Origin of the sequence: Shewanella sp. WXL01, from assembly GCF_012263345.1 — a bacterium.
Lineage (GTDB): Bacteria > Pseudomonadota > Gammaproteobacteria > Enterobacterales > Shewanellaceae > Shewanella > Shewanella maritima.
On sequence record NZ_JAAIKQ010000003.1, the window covers coordinates 507,561 to 522,487 of the forward strand.

12 protein-coding genes are annotated in these 14,927 nt (G+C 44.8%); 6 read left to right on the forward strand and 6 right to left on the reverse strand.

The features are described from left to right. Nucleotides 1-2 precede the first annotated feature (2 nt). The 3 genes from glgC to G3R49_RS10985 all read left to right on the forward strand — a co-directional run bounded on the left by glgC (nucleotide 3) and on the right by G3R49_RS10985 (nucleotide 4,417). A complete protein-coding gene (glgC, locus tag G3R49_RS10975) occupies nucleotides 3-1,268 on the forward strand; it encodes a glucose-1-phosphate adenylyltransferase (RefSeq protein ID WP_167869662.1) in 1,266 nt (421 codons plus the stop codon). Between the two features lie 11 nt (nucleotides 1,269-1,279). Next, entirely contained in the window at nucleotides 1,280-3,073 is a 1,794-nt protein-coding gene (locus G3R49_RS10980) for a glycogen/starch synthase (RefSeq protein ID WP_348633922.1), read from the forward strand. Between the two features lie 219 nt (nucleotides 3,074-3,292). Then, nucleotides 3,293-4,417 (forward strand): alcohol dehydrogenase family protein, encoded by a 1,125-nt coding sequence (locus tag G3R49_RS10985; RefSeq protein ID WP_167869663.1) that lies wholly within the window; start codon nucleotides 3,293-3,295, stop codon nucleotides 4,415-4,417. A gap of 75 nt (nucleotides 4,418-4,492) precedes the next feature. Here the strand turns inward: G3R49_RS10985 and G3R49_RS10990 are convergent, their stop codons facing one another. Then, a complete protein-coding gene (locus G3R49_RS10990) occupies nucleotides 4,493-5,440 on the reverse strand; it encodes an SDR family oxidoreductase (protein WP_167869664.1) in 948 nt (315 codons plus the stop codon). 324 nt (nucleotides 5,441-5,764) lie between these two features. Between G3R49_RS10990 and G3R49_RS10995 the strand changes: the two genes are divergently transcribed. Beyond that, nucleotides 5,765-6,676: an AraC family transcriptional regulator gene (locus G3R49_RS10995; protein ID WP_348633923.1), complete on the forward strand. Its 912-nt coding sequence runs from the start codon at nucleotides 5,765-5,767 to the stop codon at nucleotides 6,674-6,676. A 30-nt stretch (nucleotides 6,677-6,706) separates the two neighbouring features. Here the strand turns inward: G3R49_RS10995 and G3R49_RS11000 are convergent, their stop codons facing one another. Then, nucleotides 6,707-7,615, reverse strand: a complete 909-nt coding sequence (locus tag G3R49_RS11000) for a LysR family transcriptional regulator (RefSeq protein WP_167869665.1) — start codon at nucleotides 7,613-7,615, stop codon at nucleotides 6,707-6,709. 337 nt (nucleotides 7,616-7,952) lie between these two features. Here G3R49_RS11000 and G3R49_RS11005 point away from each other — a divergent pair, with 337 nt between their 5' ends. Further along, the gene (locus G3R49_RS11005; RefSeq protein ID WP_167869666.1) at nucleotides 7,953-8,807 is read left to right on the forward strand and encodes an SDR family oxidoreductase; all 855 of its coding nucleotides are present in this window, start codon (nucleotides 7,953-7,955) and stop codon (nucleotides 8,805-8,807) included. 84 nt (nucleotides 8,808-8,891) lie between these two features. Here the strand turns inward: G3R49_RS11005 and G3R49_RS11010 are convergent, their stop codons facing one another. The 3 genes from G3R49_RS11010 to yghU all read right to left on the reverse strand — a co-directional run bounded on the left by G3R49_RS11010 (nucleotide 8,892) and on the right by yghU (nucleotide 12,934). Then, complete coding sequence (locus G3R49_RS11010) at nucleotides 8,892-11,072, reverse strand: TonB-dependent siderophore receptor (protein WP_167869667.1); 2,181 nt, start codon at nucleotides 11,070-11,072, stop codon at nucleotides 8,892-8,894. A gap of 457 nt (nucleotides 11,073-11,529) precedes the next feature. Further along, the gene (locus tag G3R49_RS11015) at nucleotides 11,530-11,925 is read right to left on the reverse strand and encodes an MmcQ/YjbR family DNA-binding protein (RefSeq protein WP_167869668.1); all 396 of its coding nucleotides are present in this window, start codon (nucleotides 11,923-11,925) and stop codon (nucleotides 11,530-11,532) included. 154 nt (nucleotides 11,926-12,079) lie between these two features. After that, nucleotides 12,080-12,934, reverse strand: coding sequence for a glutathione-dependent disulfide-bond oxidoreductase (gene yghU / locus G3R49_RS11020; protein ID WP_130601753.1), 855 nt, complete (start codon nucleotides 12,932-12,934; stop codon nucleotides 12,080-12,082). A gap of 383 nt (nucleotides 12,935-13,317) precedes the next feature. On the opposite strand from yghU, the gene G3R49_RS11025 reads away from it, so the two are divergent. Then, on the forward strand, nucleotides 13,318-14,031 hold the full coding sequence (locus G3R49_RS11025) for a PilZ domain-containing protein (protein ID WP_167869669.1): 714 nt from the start codon (nucleotides 13,318-13,320) through the stop codon (nucleotides 14,029-14,031). A 549-nt stretch (nucleotides 14,032-14,580) separates the two neighbouring features. Here G3R49_RS11025 and G3R49_RS11030 read toward each other — a convergent pair. Beyond that, nucleotides 14,581-14,838 (reverse strand): hypothetical protein, encoded by a 258-nt coding sequence (locus G3R49_RS11030; RefSeq protein WP_167869670.1) that lies wholly within the window; start codon nucleotides 14,836-14,838, stop codon nucleotides 14,581-14,583. Between the last annotated feature and the right edge of the window lie 89 nt (nucleotides 14,839-14,927).

A 14,927-nucleotide genomic window follows, 5' to 3' on the forward strand; every position in this document is an offset into this window, starting at 1 on the left:
ATATGAATAATAGTGTTCGTTATATCAGTAACTTAACCCGTGATACCTATGCCATCATTCTCGCCGGCGGTCGCGGTTCTCGCTTGCATGAACTGACTGATTGGCGTGCAAAACCTGCGCTGTATTTTGGTGGAAAATTTCGCATCATCGACTTCCCACTATCTAATTGCATTAATTCGGGCATTCGCCGTGTTGGCGTGGTCACTCAGTACAAGTCTCACTCGCTTATTCGTCATGTGACGCGTGGTTGGGGACATTTTAAAAAGGAGCTTGGTGAGTCGGTAGAAATTCTACCAGCCTCGCAGCAAACTTCGGGTAATTGGTATGAAGGCACTGCCGATGCGGTATTTCAAAATATCGACATTATTCGCCATGAGCTGCCTAAATACGTGATGATTTTATCGGGTGATCATGTGTATCGCATGGACTATGCAGGCTTGCTTGCCGCCCATGCCGAGTCTGGCGCAGATATGACGGTATGTTGCCTAGAAGCTGATATTCCTGAAGCCGCTGGCGCTTTTGGAGTGATGGAAGTAGATGAAGATAATCGCATTATTGGCTTTGAAGAAAAGCCAGAGCATCCGAAACATATGCCTAAAAATCCTGAGAAGTGTTTGGCGTCTATGGGTAACTATGTGTTCAATACTAAGTTCTTGTTTGATCAGCTAAAGAAAGATGCGGTTAACGAAAATTCAGAGCGCGATTTTGGTAAAGATATCATTCCGAACATCATCAAAGACCACAATGTATTTGCTTACCCATTTGCAAGCTCGCTCGATAGTGAGCCGCCTTATTGGCGTGATGTAGGAACGCTAGACTCGTTCTTCCAAGCAAATATGGAGCTGCTTTCACCCACACCTGCGTTGAACTTATACGATGCTAAATGGCCGATTTGGACGTATCAGGAGCAGCTACCACCTGCTAAGTTTGTGTTCGATGATGAAGACCGCAGAGGCATGGCGGTGGACTCAATCGTTTCAGGTGGTTGTATTATTTCTGGCGCTAAAGTGAAGCGCAGCGTGCTATTTGATGAGGTGCGTGTGTGCTCATATTCGTTTGTAAAGGACGCAGTGTTGCTGCCTGATGTCGTGGTGCTGAAAAATTGTCGCATCAAGAATGCCATTATCGACCGTGGCTGCATTATCCCAGAAGGCATGGTGATTGGCTTTGACCCTGAACACGATCGCGCACGCGGCTTTAGGGTGTCAAAAGGCGGCGTAACCTTAGTGACGCGAAAAATGTTGGGTTTACCTGTGGGATACGAATAGGCGGTAGTGAGTTGATAGAGCAAAATATTAAAAACAATCAAAGTATTGAAGAAAAAAAAGTGATGTTAGTCGCCGCCGAAAATGGCGCCATAAATGGTGCGAAAGTCGGTGGCATGGCAGATGTTATTCGTGACTTACCGCCGGCATTAATTAAGCAAAATGTGCAAGCCGATGTCGCCATGCCTGACTATGGTTTTATTGCCAGCGATAATCAGGCGCAGTTTGTGGCAAATGTTGAGGTGCCATATGCCGGACGTATTGAGCTGGTTAAGCTATATCAAATGCCTCGGCCGCAACTCCCAGCTTCTGCCTCGGCTGCTGAACATGATGCGCCGCAACCTCAGGTGTACATATTTAGCCACCCTTTGTTTAATCACCCTCAGCTGCATCAAGGTCAGCGCAAGGTATACACTGAGTCACATTACCAGCGGCCATTTGCTGATGATGCAAATAAGTTTGCGCTGTTTTGTTTAAGTGTCGCTAGCGCGTTTAGGCAAGGCTTGCTTGCTGGCTATCAGGTGCTGCATCTTCATGATTGGCACACAGCAATGCTTGCTATGCTGCGCGCATATATAGATGAGTTTGCCGTACTTAAAACCATGCGCTGCGTGTATACCATTCACAATTTAGCCATTCAAGGTGTCAGACCGTTCAGCCACGATGAATCATCGTTTTGTCACTGGTTTAAGCCTTGGTTTTCAGAGATTGATTTAACCAAAGCTCGTGAGCTTAAACTGCTCGACCCAAGATACGATAACTGCATTAACCCAATGCGCATTGGCATCGCTCATAGTGATTGTGTACATATTGTGTCTCCAAGTTATGCCCAAGAAGTGACACGAGCATCAGACTCTCAACTTGGCTTCATAGGTGGTGAAGGCTTAGAGCAAGATCTAGTTGAAAAGCAGCATCAAGGCCAACTTATCGGCATAATCAATGGCTGTTTTTATCATGATGCTTGTCCGTCAGTTGAGCAAAAGCGCGAGTACACCTCTGCTGACAACCGCCAGAGTTTGTTTAACCTTATTCAAGATGTGCTGATTGAATGGCAGGGCACGAAAGAGCAAGTGAGCGCCTGTGACTTTATAGCTGCCAACCGGCTTCGCCAATGGCAAAGGCAAGACGAGAATAAGCAAAGTAAATCTCCGTTAAACTTGTATCCACCAGGCTTAGTGATACCTCACACCTGGTTACTCACCTCGGTTGGCCGCTTAACCTCGCAAAAGGTTGCCTTGTTGTTATATCAGGTGACAGCCGAGCACAAGACGCTGGAGCTAATGTTGCTAAACCTTGAAATGCAGCATCCAAAAGCTAAGTTCATTCTGCTGGGGAGTGGAGATGCTGAGCTTGCTAAACAAATGCAACAGATAGCCGCAAAGCATGCCAATTTACTGTTTTTAAACGGTTACCATGAACTGCTATCTGAGCAGTTATACCAACAAGGTGAGCTATTTATTATGCCAAGCTCGTTTGAGCCATGCGGTATTAGCCAGATGCTCGCAATGAAGCAGTATCAGCCTTGTTTAGTCCATGCCGTTGGCGGCTTAAAAGATACGGTTATTAATAAGCAAACGGGTTGGCAATTTAGTGGTGATACCCCTCAGCAACAGGCCGAACAACTGCTGCGGGTATTTGATGAGTGCCTAGCAAGTTATGGTGACAATGACTGGCTAGCTATAAGAAAAAAAGCAGGAGAGCAACGTTTTACCTGGCAACAGGTGGCGATTGACTATTGTCAGCAGCTATATCGGTTTGAAGTGATAGCAGATCGCGGGACTGAGCCGGTGGTGGCACATAGTGCCTAGCGTTAGCGTTGAACAGGATTTGATGTAAGCAATAGTTAGGCAATTGCCAATAGTTTGAACTTGGGCAGCAATATTCGCATGTATTGCTGCCTTTTTAGTGGCTATTTAAGCTTGCTTGGGTAAAGTGTTTCCTCAGCATTAATTCTGCCCTGGTGCTAAGGTGATAAAACTTAGTGCAACTTCATTTCCCCCCAACTCAAATACAGACCGGAGTCCAGTATGGAAACCATCCCAAATAACATGTCAGCCGTTCAATTACTCGGTCATGGCGGTGTGGAAAAGCTAGTGCTAAATCATCAAGTCCCTGTACCCACTATTGGCGCTAACGATGTACTAATTAAAGTGGGTGCTGCTGGGGTTAATAATACCGACCTTAATACACGTAAAGCCTGGTACTCAAAATCTTATGTTGAAAGCGCTGAAGTTAAAAACACTGAGGCCGAGAATATAGCGCCTAAATCTGAACCATCTGCTACCAATAGTAGCGATGCAAGCTGGTCTGGTGAGGCGATTGAATTTCCGCGAATTCAAGGCGCAGATGTTTGTGGCATTGTGGTAGCTGTTGGAGAGCAGGTCGATAAGAGCTTGCTAGGGCGTAGAGTGCTAATCGAGCCTTGCTTGCAAGAAGCTAATGATGAAGCGCTGGCGTCGCCATGGTACTTCGGCTCAGAATGTGACGGTGGGTTTGCGCAATACACTAAAGTCGCGGCAAAGCATGCTTACCCTGTATCTAGTGAACTTAGCGATGTCGAACTTGCCTCGTTTCCGTGTTCATACTCGACTGCTGAAAACATGCTAACGCGCGCTAATGTATCAGAGCGAGATTTAGTGTTAATCAGCGGCGCATCTGGTGGTGTTGGCTCTGCGGCAATTCAGTTAGCCAAAGCGCGCGGCGCGAAAGTGATTGCTATTACAAGCAAGTCTAAGTTTGCCGAAATAACTGCTATTGGCGCAGATGTTGTGCTAGATAGAAACGATGATCTTGCAAAAAAACTAGGGCAAAACAGCGTTGATGTGGTGATTGATTTAGTTGCGGGTGACCAGTGGCCGCAATTTTTGCAAGTGCTTAAACCATTCGGGCGTTATGCCACATCGGGCGCAATTGCTGGACCGATAGTAGAGCTAGATGTGCGCACGCTTTATTTGAAAGATCTGAGCTTATTCGGTTGTACGATTTTAGCTAAGGATGTGTTTGCCAATCTCATTGCGCGCATTGAAGCTAAACAAATCAAGCCGTTAATTGCTAATCGCTTTGCTTTGTCTGAAATCGCTAAGGCGCAGCAAGAGTTTGAGTTGAAAAAGCATATTGGTAAGTTAGTTATCGACTTGTCGTTAAAGTTCTAACAACTGCATCGCTGTCATCTAACCAATAAAGCCGTGCTGCTATATAACGTACACGGCTTTACTTGTTTTTACAGCTTATAGCGCCCAATTAAATCCTGTTTGTTGTTCTGACAACTGCCACAGGGTTTGACATACCTGCTCGTCATGAGCGAACGCTTCTAATTTGCACTCGTCTACTGGGCCAACAAAGTACTGAAACCCAGTAGGACCGTAGTAAGCACGCTGTTTTAAGCCTGTTTCGGTGGCGCACATAATTTCTGGATATGCACCTTTCTCTGCAGACTGCACAATGGGTAGCATCGCCATTATGCCAAAGATAATACGAGTAGCGCGGCTGGCTTTATCGTTGATCAACGAAGTCTTTGATGCGCCCGGATGACACACATAGACTTCAACACGCTTACCAGCGTCTTTAATGCGGTTTTGCAATTCATAGGCAAACATCATTTGCGCCAATTTACTGTGGCAGTAGGTATGGTTCGGGTGATAATTTTTGTCCCAGTTCATATCGTCAAACTGCATGGTTTTCAAACCCATTTTGTAGCCTTCGCTACTCACCACGACAATGCGACCTTGTGACTCCTCGATGCGGTCAAATAGCAATCCACACAACAAGAAGTGACCATAATGATTGACCCCAAGATGGCTTTCAAAACCATCTTTCGTGAATTCTTGCTTGGCAACCTGTGCGATAGCGCCGTTACAAATTAGCGCGTCAATTTTCGCTGTGGATTGTAAAACCTGCTGTGCGGCCTTGTGCACAGATGCAAGCTCAGCAAGGTCCATTTGCACAAAGCTTACATCAATATCTTTGCCTAATTGCTGTTTGAGCGCTGCAATCGCTGCTGCTGATTTGCTTGCGTTGCGATTTAGCATCACAACTTTGGCCCCCTTAGCTAATAGAATGCGTGATGCTTCAAAGCCTGAGCCTGTATTTGCGCCTGTGATCAAATAAGTCTTGCCTACTAATGAGCCGATTCGCTCAGGAGTCCAGCCTTTTGCACCAAAATATTTAGTTGTCATAGTTAACACTCCTCAAATTCGTTGATTAAAACTGGAATGGACAAGTTAGCTTGTCGACTCCTTAGCTCTACCTGCTGTTCAATCGGGCAGTTGTTTAGCGCTATGCGTTAATGCTTGAGTTGTATTATATGTATCAGTGTGCACGTTAAATAGGCGAATTGGTCGCTAAAATATGCCTATTTGTATCAGTTTGGTGGTAATTGCTTGGCGAGCTTAACCGTTAGCGTTATAACTAGCAGGTAAGATTAGTTTGCCGTGGTTAAGGTAAATCGTCGGCAAAATACTCGTGGGTAGTGATTTAGAATAGTGATTGAGGTCAGAGATATGGGCATGAGTCGAGAGCAGATCCAGCTACAAATTAAACAAATCATTGAGCGGCGGATGAGTGATGACGGTATTGAGCCAACCGGGATTTCCGGCGTTAATATGTTTAGGGTCACCAAATCAATGCGCTGCGCACCCGCCGTCTACGAGCCGACAATTGTTGCCATTGTTAGTGGCACCAAAGAGGCGATCCTTGATGGTCAACACTTTATTTACGGCAACAGTCAATACTTGTGCTGCACTATGTCTATGCCAGTGGAAGCGGGCACACCACAAGCCTCAAATGAGAATCCACTGTTGGGTATATATATCACCTTAGATACCAAGCTGATGAGTGAGCTGGCAATTAAGTATGGCAATGTGACGGGAGTGAGCCGCGCGCGCCGTGCGTCAATGCAGCCCGCTGGATTGAATTTAGCAGCCTGGGACGAAAGCTTTAGCGAAGCCTTGCTGCGATTACTGCAACTTGATGAAAGCCCAGCTGATACTGCCATTTTAGCTGATAGTCGCTTACGCGAGTTGTATTACGCCGTGCTTAAAGGTGAAGCTGGCGCCTCTGCGATGCGAGCTTATGGCGCCGGTAATGAAATAGCACGTGCAATCGAATATCTATCGAGTCATTTAAGTGAATCCATCACTATTGATGATATAGCTTCCCAAATTGGTATGAGCCGCGCGGTATTTCATCGTAAGTTCAAGCAGGCAACTACTATGTCACCAATTCAGTTTGTGAAATCCATGCGATTGAATGATGCCGCCATGAAAATAGCAGCAGGTATGACGGTTAACGAGGCCGCGCTTGGTGTGGGCTATGTAAGCTCATCACAATTTAGCCGCGAGTTTAAGCGTATGTATGGTCAGTCGCCAAAACAGTGGGGCGCGAATAAAGACTTACTTGAACAGGCGGTTTAACACTTATGTTTTTTACCATTCAACCTAACTTTAATTATACGTCAGCTTGTCTTTAAAGAAGCTTTTACGCTGCTTAATAAATTCGATAAACAACTTGGCTTTCTGCGGTAAGTGTTTGCGGTTTGGATACAGTAAATAAGCGGTCGGGGAGAGTTTATCCCAGTTTGGGAGTAGCGTAATAAGCTCGCCTGATTCGAGATATCGCTTGGTTAATGACACGGGCAAGTAACTAATACCAAGGTTTGCTAGTGTGTAAGTCACAGATACATCGAGGTCGTCTGACAGTAAATCGGCATCAGCTTGATGGCTGTAGCTTTCATTAGCCTGACTGAACTGCCAGGGCAAGATATAGCCGTCAACATGATTACGAATACTTGGGTGTTTAATCAAATTAACAGGGTGATTTGGTGCTTGATTCTGATCCAGATAGGCTTTGCTGGCAGTGAGTTCATAGTCAACAGCTGTCAGCGGCAACGCGATTAAGGATGAGTCTTTTAGCTCGCCGATACGAAACGCAAAATCCACACGGCTTTTGGTGAGATCTTGTATTCGGTTTGCCGCTTCTAGCTCTAATTTTATTCCTGGGTATAAGCTCCTAAACTCTGCAAGCAATGGCGCGAGCAAGTGCTGACAAAAAGAGCGCGGCGCAGATATATGTAGTTTACCCATGGGCTGATTAGCAAAGGCTTCGGCATCGGTTTGCAGCTCTTTGATGGTATCTTGAATAAGCATAGCTTTTGGTAAAACTTGCTCACCCAATTCTGTCAGCGACAATGCTCTGGTAGTGCGATTAAGTAATTTTCCGCCAAGCTCAGCTTCAAGCTGTTGGATTTTACGGCTTACCGTGGTTGTTGGTAGTTGTAGCTGTCTTGCTGCCTCTGCAAAGCTCTTTAGCTCAACCACTTTGGCAAACAGTGGCAATCCATCAAATTCCTTCATCTTTATTACCTTATTGCTTAGCGCTTAGTGGTCAATTGTTTGTGATTGAACTTAAGCATCCCAGATATGGGAAAGTAAAGCCCAATTTAACCATCTAATAGTCTTATTCGGGATGAATTATAGTTTTGCTCATCAACTGCAACAAGCGCAAGTTTTACAACTTATACCAATTGGGATAAGTGAGTGATCAGATATTACGAAGGAAAAATCGTTTAGAGCAAGGCGAAAATTGCAGCTAGCTAGTTGTTCTAACTACAAAATTTTTAACGAAGTTATAAGCGATTTTAACCAGTAAGAATGATCACATTCTTGTGCTAATTGGTATTAAGGTGACGATATGGCTATTTTAGTTTTAGGTGCGACAGGTAACACGGGCTCAGAAGTGGTTAAACAGCTACAACAAAAGCAGGCTGACTTTCGCGTAATGGTACGAAATGCTCAGGCCGCGCAAGCGTTAAATTTAACTGGCGAGCAAGTTTATCTCGGCGATTTTGATGATGTGGCTTCAATGATTGCAGCAATGCAAGGCGTATCATCGGTTTACCTTGCTATGGTCGCGCATCCAGATAATAACCAGTGGGTAACGAATGTACTTGAGGCGATGAAAGCCAGTGGTGCCAAGCACCTGGTTAAACTTTCTGGCATGGGCGCTAGACAAGATGCTGGCTCAGAAATTATTCGCACTCACGCGATTACTGATGAAATGGTCAAGCAGTCTGGTGTCAGTTATACCCTAGTGCAGCCAAACTCTTTTTATCAAAACCTGTTTGGCAGCCTAGAGACGATTAAGTCTATGGGGCAATTCTTCTTGCCGTTAGCTGATTCCGCGCAAAGCGTGGTGGATATTCGCGATGTGGCAGCGGTAGCCGTCGCTGCGTTAACTGAATCAGGGCACAGCAGGCAAACTTATCTATTGTCTGGGCCGCAGGGGCTAACTTTTGCTGAGCAGGCCAAGGTGTTATCGGCTGCTGCGGCTAAGGATATTCAATATGTCGCCGTGCCAAAGCTTGCTGCGCAACAGGCGATGCAATCTGCGGGTATGAACCCATGGCTAGCTGAGCATTTGGCAGAAATCATGGATTGGTTTGCACAAGGGGATTACGCCTATGTGACCAATGATGTGGAGAAGGTGCTTGGCAGACCAGCAAGAACTTTTGATGCCTTTGCCAAAGAGTTTGCTCAGCTTGTTTAAGCCAATAGCATATCTGCATTGATACGTTAGATAAAAAAAGCCCTAGCAGTTGCTAGGGCTTGAAGTTTTGGCTTAGCGAACAAGTTAGAACTGATACTTCACACTCACCTGGAAGTTCAAAGGCTCACCTGGCATGGTCCACAGTTTGTGGTACGAGCTTTCAAAGTACTTGGTATTAAACAGGTTATTAATATCAAACTTGAGGCTTAAGTCATTGTTCACCTGTAATGACGCATGCAGGTTAACTAGGGTGTAAGCTGGCAAAATGTAGTCAGGGTCGGTCGTTTCACCTAATCTGTCGCCAACATAGTTCACTGTTGTGCCAAAGTAGGCTTCCATACTCTTAATATTAGCGTAGTGATTAAGAGACAAATTACCCACGTGTTCGGCAATGTTAATCAATCTTGAGCCTTTAGGGATGGTCACGCCCCAATCTGGGTTAGTGGTTTCATTGGCCGTTTTAGCATCGGTATATGAGTAGGCTAATTTAACGTTGGTGTTGTCGGTAATATAACTCGTTAGCTCAAGCTCAATGCCTTGGCTGGTGGCTTCACCTAAGGTAGCTGAGAAGTCAGGGTTTGACGGATCAGCCGTTAAGATATTGCTCTTAGTTGAGTTAAACCAGGCGATATTACCACTGAAGGTATCACTAGCGTTTTGCCACTTAGCACCTACTTCAAACGATTTACTTTTTTCTGGATCAAAAGCATCACCATTTGAGTCTAAGCCAGGGTTTGGTCTAAAGCCTTCTGCATAGTTGGTGTACAAGTTCACTGCATCGGTGATTTCATAGGTAATACCTAAGCGTGGGTTCAGTGCAGATTTACTTTGGCTTTGAGCGCGATCGCGGGTGAAATCGTAAATCTCTTGCTTGAACTTGTCATAGCGGGCGCCGATTAATATCGATGCTCTATCGCCTAGCATAATTTGGTCTTGCACATACACACCGCCAGCTTGCTGATCTTCCGTTTGATCCGTTTGTACTGAAGTTTCTGGCTGAACCTGATCATAGTTTGGATTATTTGGGTCAATGGCGTAGGTTGGATCGCCAGAGCCATAGGCTGTGCGCCAGCGATTTAATTTTGTATCGACATGGTAGTCATAGTAATCACCACCAATTAAGAAATTATTTTCTAAACCAAATAGGGTTGAAGTACCGCTAACTTCAAGACGTGTAGTGAAGTCTCTTGCCTGGTAGTCGCGCTCGCGGCGCTGACGAGAAAGCTTGGTTGGGTCGTCATAAATTAGCTGGCGGCCTGCTGATAACTCTGCATCAGATGACTGACCTTTAAATGATGACTCGCGGTACGAGAATCCAGTCAGTAAGTGCCAGGTGTCAGATAAGGTATGTCTAAGCGATGCTTGATGGCCTAGGGCTTTTACATTGTGGGCACCGTCTTTGATGTCGCCATAAAAAGCATTGGTTGATGCGGCGTCAAAGTTATTATCAAGAACAAATACGCCTCTATCTAAAGGCTTTTCTTGATCAAGGATTTCCATCTCATAGTTAACGCTAGTGCGATCGCTAATGTTCCATAGTAGCGATGGGTGTAGGTTTAAGCTTTTAAAATACACATGGTCACGGTAGGTATCTGAGTCTTCGTACGAGCCATTGATGCGAAATGCCACATCTTCAGAAATACCATTGGTGTAATCAAATTCCGTGTACTTTTTGTCGTAGTCACCCAAGGTTAGCTGCACATAGCCTTGTTCTTCAAACTTAGGCTTTTTGGTGATAATGCTAATTGTGCCGCCTGGCTCACCTTGTCCATACAGCGCTGAGCCTGGACCTTTCATCACTTCAATCACTTCGATGTTTGAGGTGCTGCGACGACCATTGTAGCCACGGCCAACGTTGTAGCCATTGACTAAATAGCCCGCTGCATTGTTTTCGTCACCGGCAAAACCACGTACTGCAAAGCTGTCCCACAATCCACCTGAACTATTTTGTCTAACCACGCTAGAAGACATATCAAGCGCTTCTTGAAAGCGGGTGATACCGGCGTTTTCAAGTGTCTCACTGCTAATGGTATCAATTGCTTGTGGCGTTTTGCTGAGCGGCACGTTACCGCGATAAGGCTGCCATTTGTGGTGGATCTCAATACGCTCAATGGTGTCGAGATTAATGCTTTGTTCAACTGTTGGTGTATCGAGCGTTGGCTCGGTTGTCGTTGCTTCGTCAGCGCTTTGAGCAATAGCTACGCTGCTTGCCAGAGACACTGCTATGGCAATGGCACTTTTTTGAAATAGTCCGTGGTTTTGCATAATGGTTAGATCGTTTTGTGGGATTATTAATAATAGTCAATTACCGTTACTAATACGGTAATAATTAGATTTATATTTATGATATATCATAACAATACCTATCTAAAGTTACCGATTGTTATGGTTTGGTTGTATGAGTGTAACAGTTGGTCGTTAGCGACTGATTAGCTTAATGATTATCGAGAGGATGATATTTTTGTTTGTCAGCAGGTTGTTATGCGGTAACGCCTGTAGGATGTTTGCATCTTTTATTTTGGGCAGTTTACTGTGTTTGAACTAGCGGTGTTGGGTTAGCCGGCGGGATAAGAGCGGTCAATCTAGACTAGAGTTTATCTCATTTACTTAGTTTCGCAGAAGCTTATTGGGCAACGCATCTGCTAGCTATTGTGCACTACATTCACCTTAATTCTAGATATAGCTGAGCGCTAGATTTGAGAAACCTTGATTCTGGTTAACACTACATTTGATTGCGAATTGAGGTTTGGTCTTTCTTGGTGAGTTTACTCACAACTAGCTCGAAGGAGCTGTCGATAAGTCTTTCAACTTCGCCTTGGGGCACTGCGCCTAGCTTTGTGGTAGTTAGCATGTCAACTGGCTTAGAGTCAAAATAAATAGAAATCCAATGTTTCTTATCCATATGATAGCCAGGCTTTATTGCATCAAAGATGTCGCATAGTGCGATGGCTTCATCTGGATCGCATTTCAAATTCATCATTAGTACACCATCACGCCAGGCGATTAACGCAAACATCTTGCCCTTAACCTTAAATACGTGGGCACCCTCACCAAATGGAAAGCTTTCAGTGGCTTCTGGCTTGGCGAGCAGGTAGTTGCGCAGAGTTTCAAATTGCATTGTGTTTAGCTCTTAGTTAATGATGACAATTATTTATTATGACAACTTTTGGCGACGTCAATGAGCTGTGTATGAAAATAAGTAGAGGCTAACCCTACTAGCTAGTAAAAGATACTCGCCTCTACTTTTTGTTGGTGGTGCTAATGTAAGGTGCTTACTTTGGCGCCTTGGCTAGTACGGCATCAATGTCGGCACTGCTGTGGCGGTTTGGCACTTGTTCCCATTCTTCCCCCCAGGCGCGATTAACAATGCGGCCGCGTTTTACGCCAGTGCGTTCGTTTAGCTCATTGGCCCAGCGCACTACGTTTTTATAGCTAGCGACATCTAAGAACTCAGCGGCATCATACAGGTTACCTAGCACCAAATTACCGTACCAAGGCCAAATAGCCATATCTGCAATTGAGTATTCGTCACCGGCGATATAACGGTGGCTGGCTAGCTGTTTATCTAACACGTCTAGCTGACGTTTAGTTTCCATGCTAAAGCGGTTTATCGGGTATTCAAACTTCTCTGGGGCGTAGGAGTAGAAGTGACCAAAGCCGCCACCAAGGTAAGGCGCACTGCCTTGTAGCCAGAATAACCAATTCATCACCTGAGCGCGCGCTACGCCATCTTTTGGCAAGAAGTGACCAAACTTCTCCGCTAGATAAACCAATATTGAGCCAGATTCAAAGATATTAGTTTCAGCTTGGTTGTCGTATAACGCTGGGATCTTTGAATTAGGGTTAATTTCGACGAATCCTGAAGAGAACTGATCACTCTCACCAATATTAATTAAGTAGGCATCGTACTCAGCATCACTAATGCCCAGAGCTAGCAGCTCTTCAAACATAATGGTGACTTTCTGACCATTTGGCGTCGCTAGGGAATGTAGCTGAAAAGGGTGCTTGCCTTTTGGTAACTCACGCTCATAGCGCGCACCAGAGTCCGGGCGATTAATGCCGCCCCACTTGCCGCCGTTCTCTTCTTCCATGGTCCACACTTTAGGTGGTGTGTATTGATTTGTCATTGCAGGCCCTTATGTCGTTTTTAATGTGCTTAAGTCTGGATGTTGGGCTAAAACAGCAGAATATAAACCCGTGGTTAGCCATAATTTTAGTGCTAAAAGTTATCATTCAAACGATAAAATTATATACGGCAAAATTTATATACGGCAAAATTTATATACGGCAAATGACGATAATAGCTTCATATTGTGTAAATGCGTGTTTCTGTCAACTGATAGCCTGACGCTACAGCAGTGGTTTATGTTATCTGAATCTCACTAGAGTGCAGTGGACTATGTTAGTTTGAGTGAGTTAATGTTTTGCGGTTTTAATGCTGCGCTAGCAGCAAGCACAGAAACTAAAACAACGAATAAAATGAATATAGGAAGAGGAATCAGGTCGCTACATGGCTACTAAGCAGTTATCCATTAAGCAAGCGCTAGCGCAGGAAAATCACTTCTTAAAAGCGGGCAGTGCAATCAGCATTGATATCATTACCCCTGCTGGGCAAAAAGGTCGCTTTAAATCCACATTCATCGGTTTTATGCCAAACGAGTATTTGCTGATCGAGTGCCCTGACATGGGCAAACTTGGCAACTTTTCTCAACATGTGGTCAAAGGAATGAAGGTTGCGGTACGTGGCTTAGTTGAAGGACAAAAAGCCTCCATCATTGGCTTTATGTCATTGATTGAGCAGACCGTTACTATGCCATCACGCATGATAGTGCTGTCATTTCCTAAAGCGGTGAGCATTCACAACCTTAGAGCCACAAAACGAGTCGATACTGAGCTTGAAGTGACGGTAAATCTAGGTACAAGAAGCTGGCCTGCCGTGATGAATGACGTATCCCTCACCGGTTGTCATCTAGTGATGCAAGATTGCACTCAAAAATCTATTCCTGAAGACAGTGATATTAGTATCCTTATTGGTGAAGAGAGTGGTGAGCAAGGTGGTGATGAGAGTGGTGAGGCAGACGAGGTGGATAGAGACACGGTTATCGCCAAGGTATGCAACGTTAAGCAAGACGAGCAAGGCTTTCAGTTAGGTTGCCAGTTTGCTGTGCAGCAACAACAGACCATTGATAAGTTGATTCATATTGCCTTGTTGGCGGAGAAGTAGTCGGGACGTTGCTTGAAGCAAACTACATCATCTTCAAAGCAATACCTTTATAACCGCACGGAAGTAATGAAGGATTTGGATTAGCCGTTTTAAGCGGGTGATGAGTATTGTTGGATAAAAATTCTTCAAGTTCACTTAATTCAAGTGGCAGCTGTTGACCGTTGTGTGAACCATACCTGTTAAAGCGAAACCCGCATGCATATAAAATCTGCACTTTTCGCCACTGACGTCGATCAGCATTTTTTGGGGCTTTGAAACTTCTCCCCATTTCATGCATTGTATTTGAGCATTCTGGACATGGATGGGTTGGTCGCTCTCCAGTGTACTCCACAGGTCTTTTATAACTTTTCGACATTTGAAACAGGAATGAGCGATTAAATACTCGGGCCCTCGATGGACAGAGGGAGTCTTCTGGGACTGTATTATTCTTGTCCCATTAGCCTTTCGCAGTTCCATTCTCCGATGTTTTTCTAAGTTTGTACTCATAATCCTGAAACATGTTCCAATATAGCCTCAAACTCAACAGCAGAGGCTATAACTAGTTATCGATTACTTCATCATCGCCACGGCTTCCATATCTAATTCGATATCGGTGCAGCCTTTTTTGCAGTAGATGCCAGGGGCTTTATCTGCCGCTTTAGCGTTTTTACTGTTTGGTGGCAGTAACAGTGTTAGGGTTTGACCGCACACACTACACTCGGCGCTGTTACCTTTTAGCATACGTTTGATCAGATTCTTTTGGGCATTGAACGACTTCTGTGTGGTGCCGTTTACCGCGGAAAAATCTAACTTTTGCGTTTCGCTCATTGTCTATCTCTTTGTTTTGGATTCTTAATCTGTTTTTTATGTTTCTAGCTAAAGCCTTCAGCTAGACGCCTTGCTTCATACGTGCAGAG

What these genes read in the sequence shown, in the direction of transcription:
- glgC (WP_167869662.1), top strand. Translation starts at nt 3, where the DNA reads ATGAATAATAGTGTTCGTTATATCAGTAACTTAACCCGTGATACCTAT.
- G3R49_RS10985 (WP_167869663.1), top strand. Translation starts at nt 3,293, where the DNA reads ATGGAAACCATCCCAAATAACATGTCAGCCGTTCAATTACTCGGTCAT.
- G3R49_RS10990 (WP_167869664.1), bottom strand. Translation starts at nt 5,440, where the DNA reads ATGACAACTAAATATTTTGGTGCAAAAGGCTGGACTCCTGAGCGAATC.
- G3R49_RS10995 (WP_348633923.1), top strand. Translation starts at nt 5,765, where the DNA reads ATGGGCATGAGTCGAGAGCAGATCCAGCTACAAATTAAACAAATCATT.
- G3R49_RS11000 (WP_167869665.1), bottom strand. Translation starts at nt 7,615, where the DNA reads ATGAAGGAATTTGATGGATTGCCACTGTTTGCCAAAGTGGTTGAGCTA.
- G3R49_RS11005 (WP_167869666.1), top strand. Translation starts at nt 7,953, where the DNA reads ATGGCTATTTTAGTTTTAGGTGCGACAGGTAACACGGGCTCAGAAGTG.
- G3R49_RS11010 (WP_167869667.1), bottom strand. Translation starts at nt 11,072, where the DNA reads ATGCAAAACCACGGACTATTTCAAAAAAGTGCCATTGCCATAGCAGTG.
- G3R49_RS11015 (WP_167869668.1), bottom strand. Translation starts at nt 11,925, where the DNA reads ATGCAATTTGAAACTCTGCGCAACTACCTGCTCGCCAAGCCAGAAGCC.
- yghU (WP_130601753.1), bottom strand. Translation starts at nt 12,934, where the DNA reads ATGACAAATCAATACACACCACCTAAAGTGTGGACCATGGAAGAAGAG.
- G3R49_RS11025 (WP_167869669.1), top strand. Translation starts at nt 13,318, where the DNA reads ATGGCTACTAAGCAGTTATCCATTAAGCAAGCGCTAGCGCAGGAAAAT.
- G3R49_RS11030 (WP_167869670.1), bottom strand. Translation starts at nt 14,838, where the DNA reads ATGAGCGAAACGCAAAAGTTAGATTTTTCCGCGGTAAACGGCACCACA.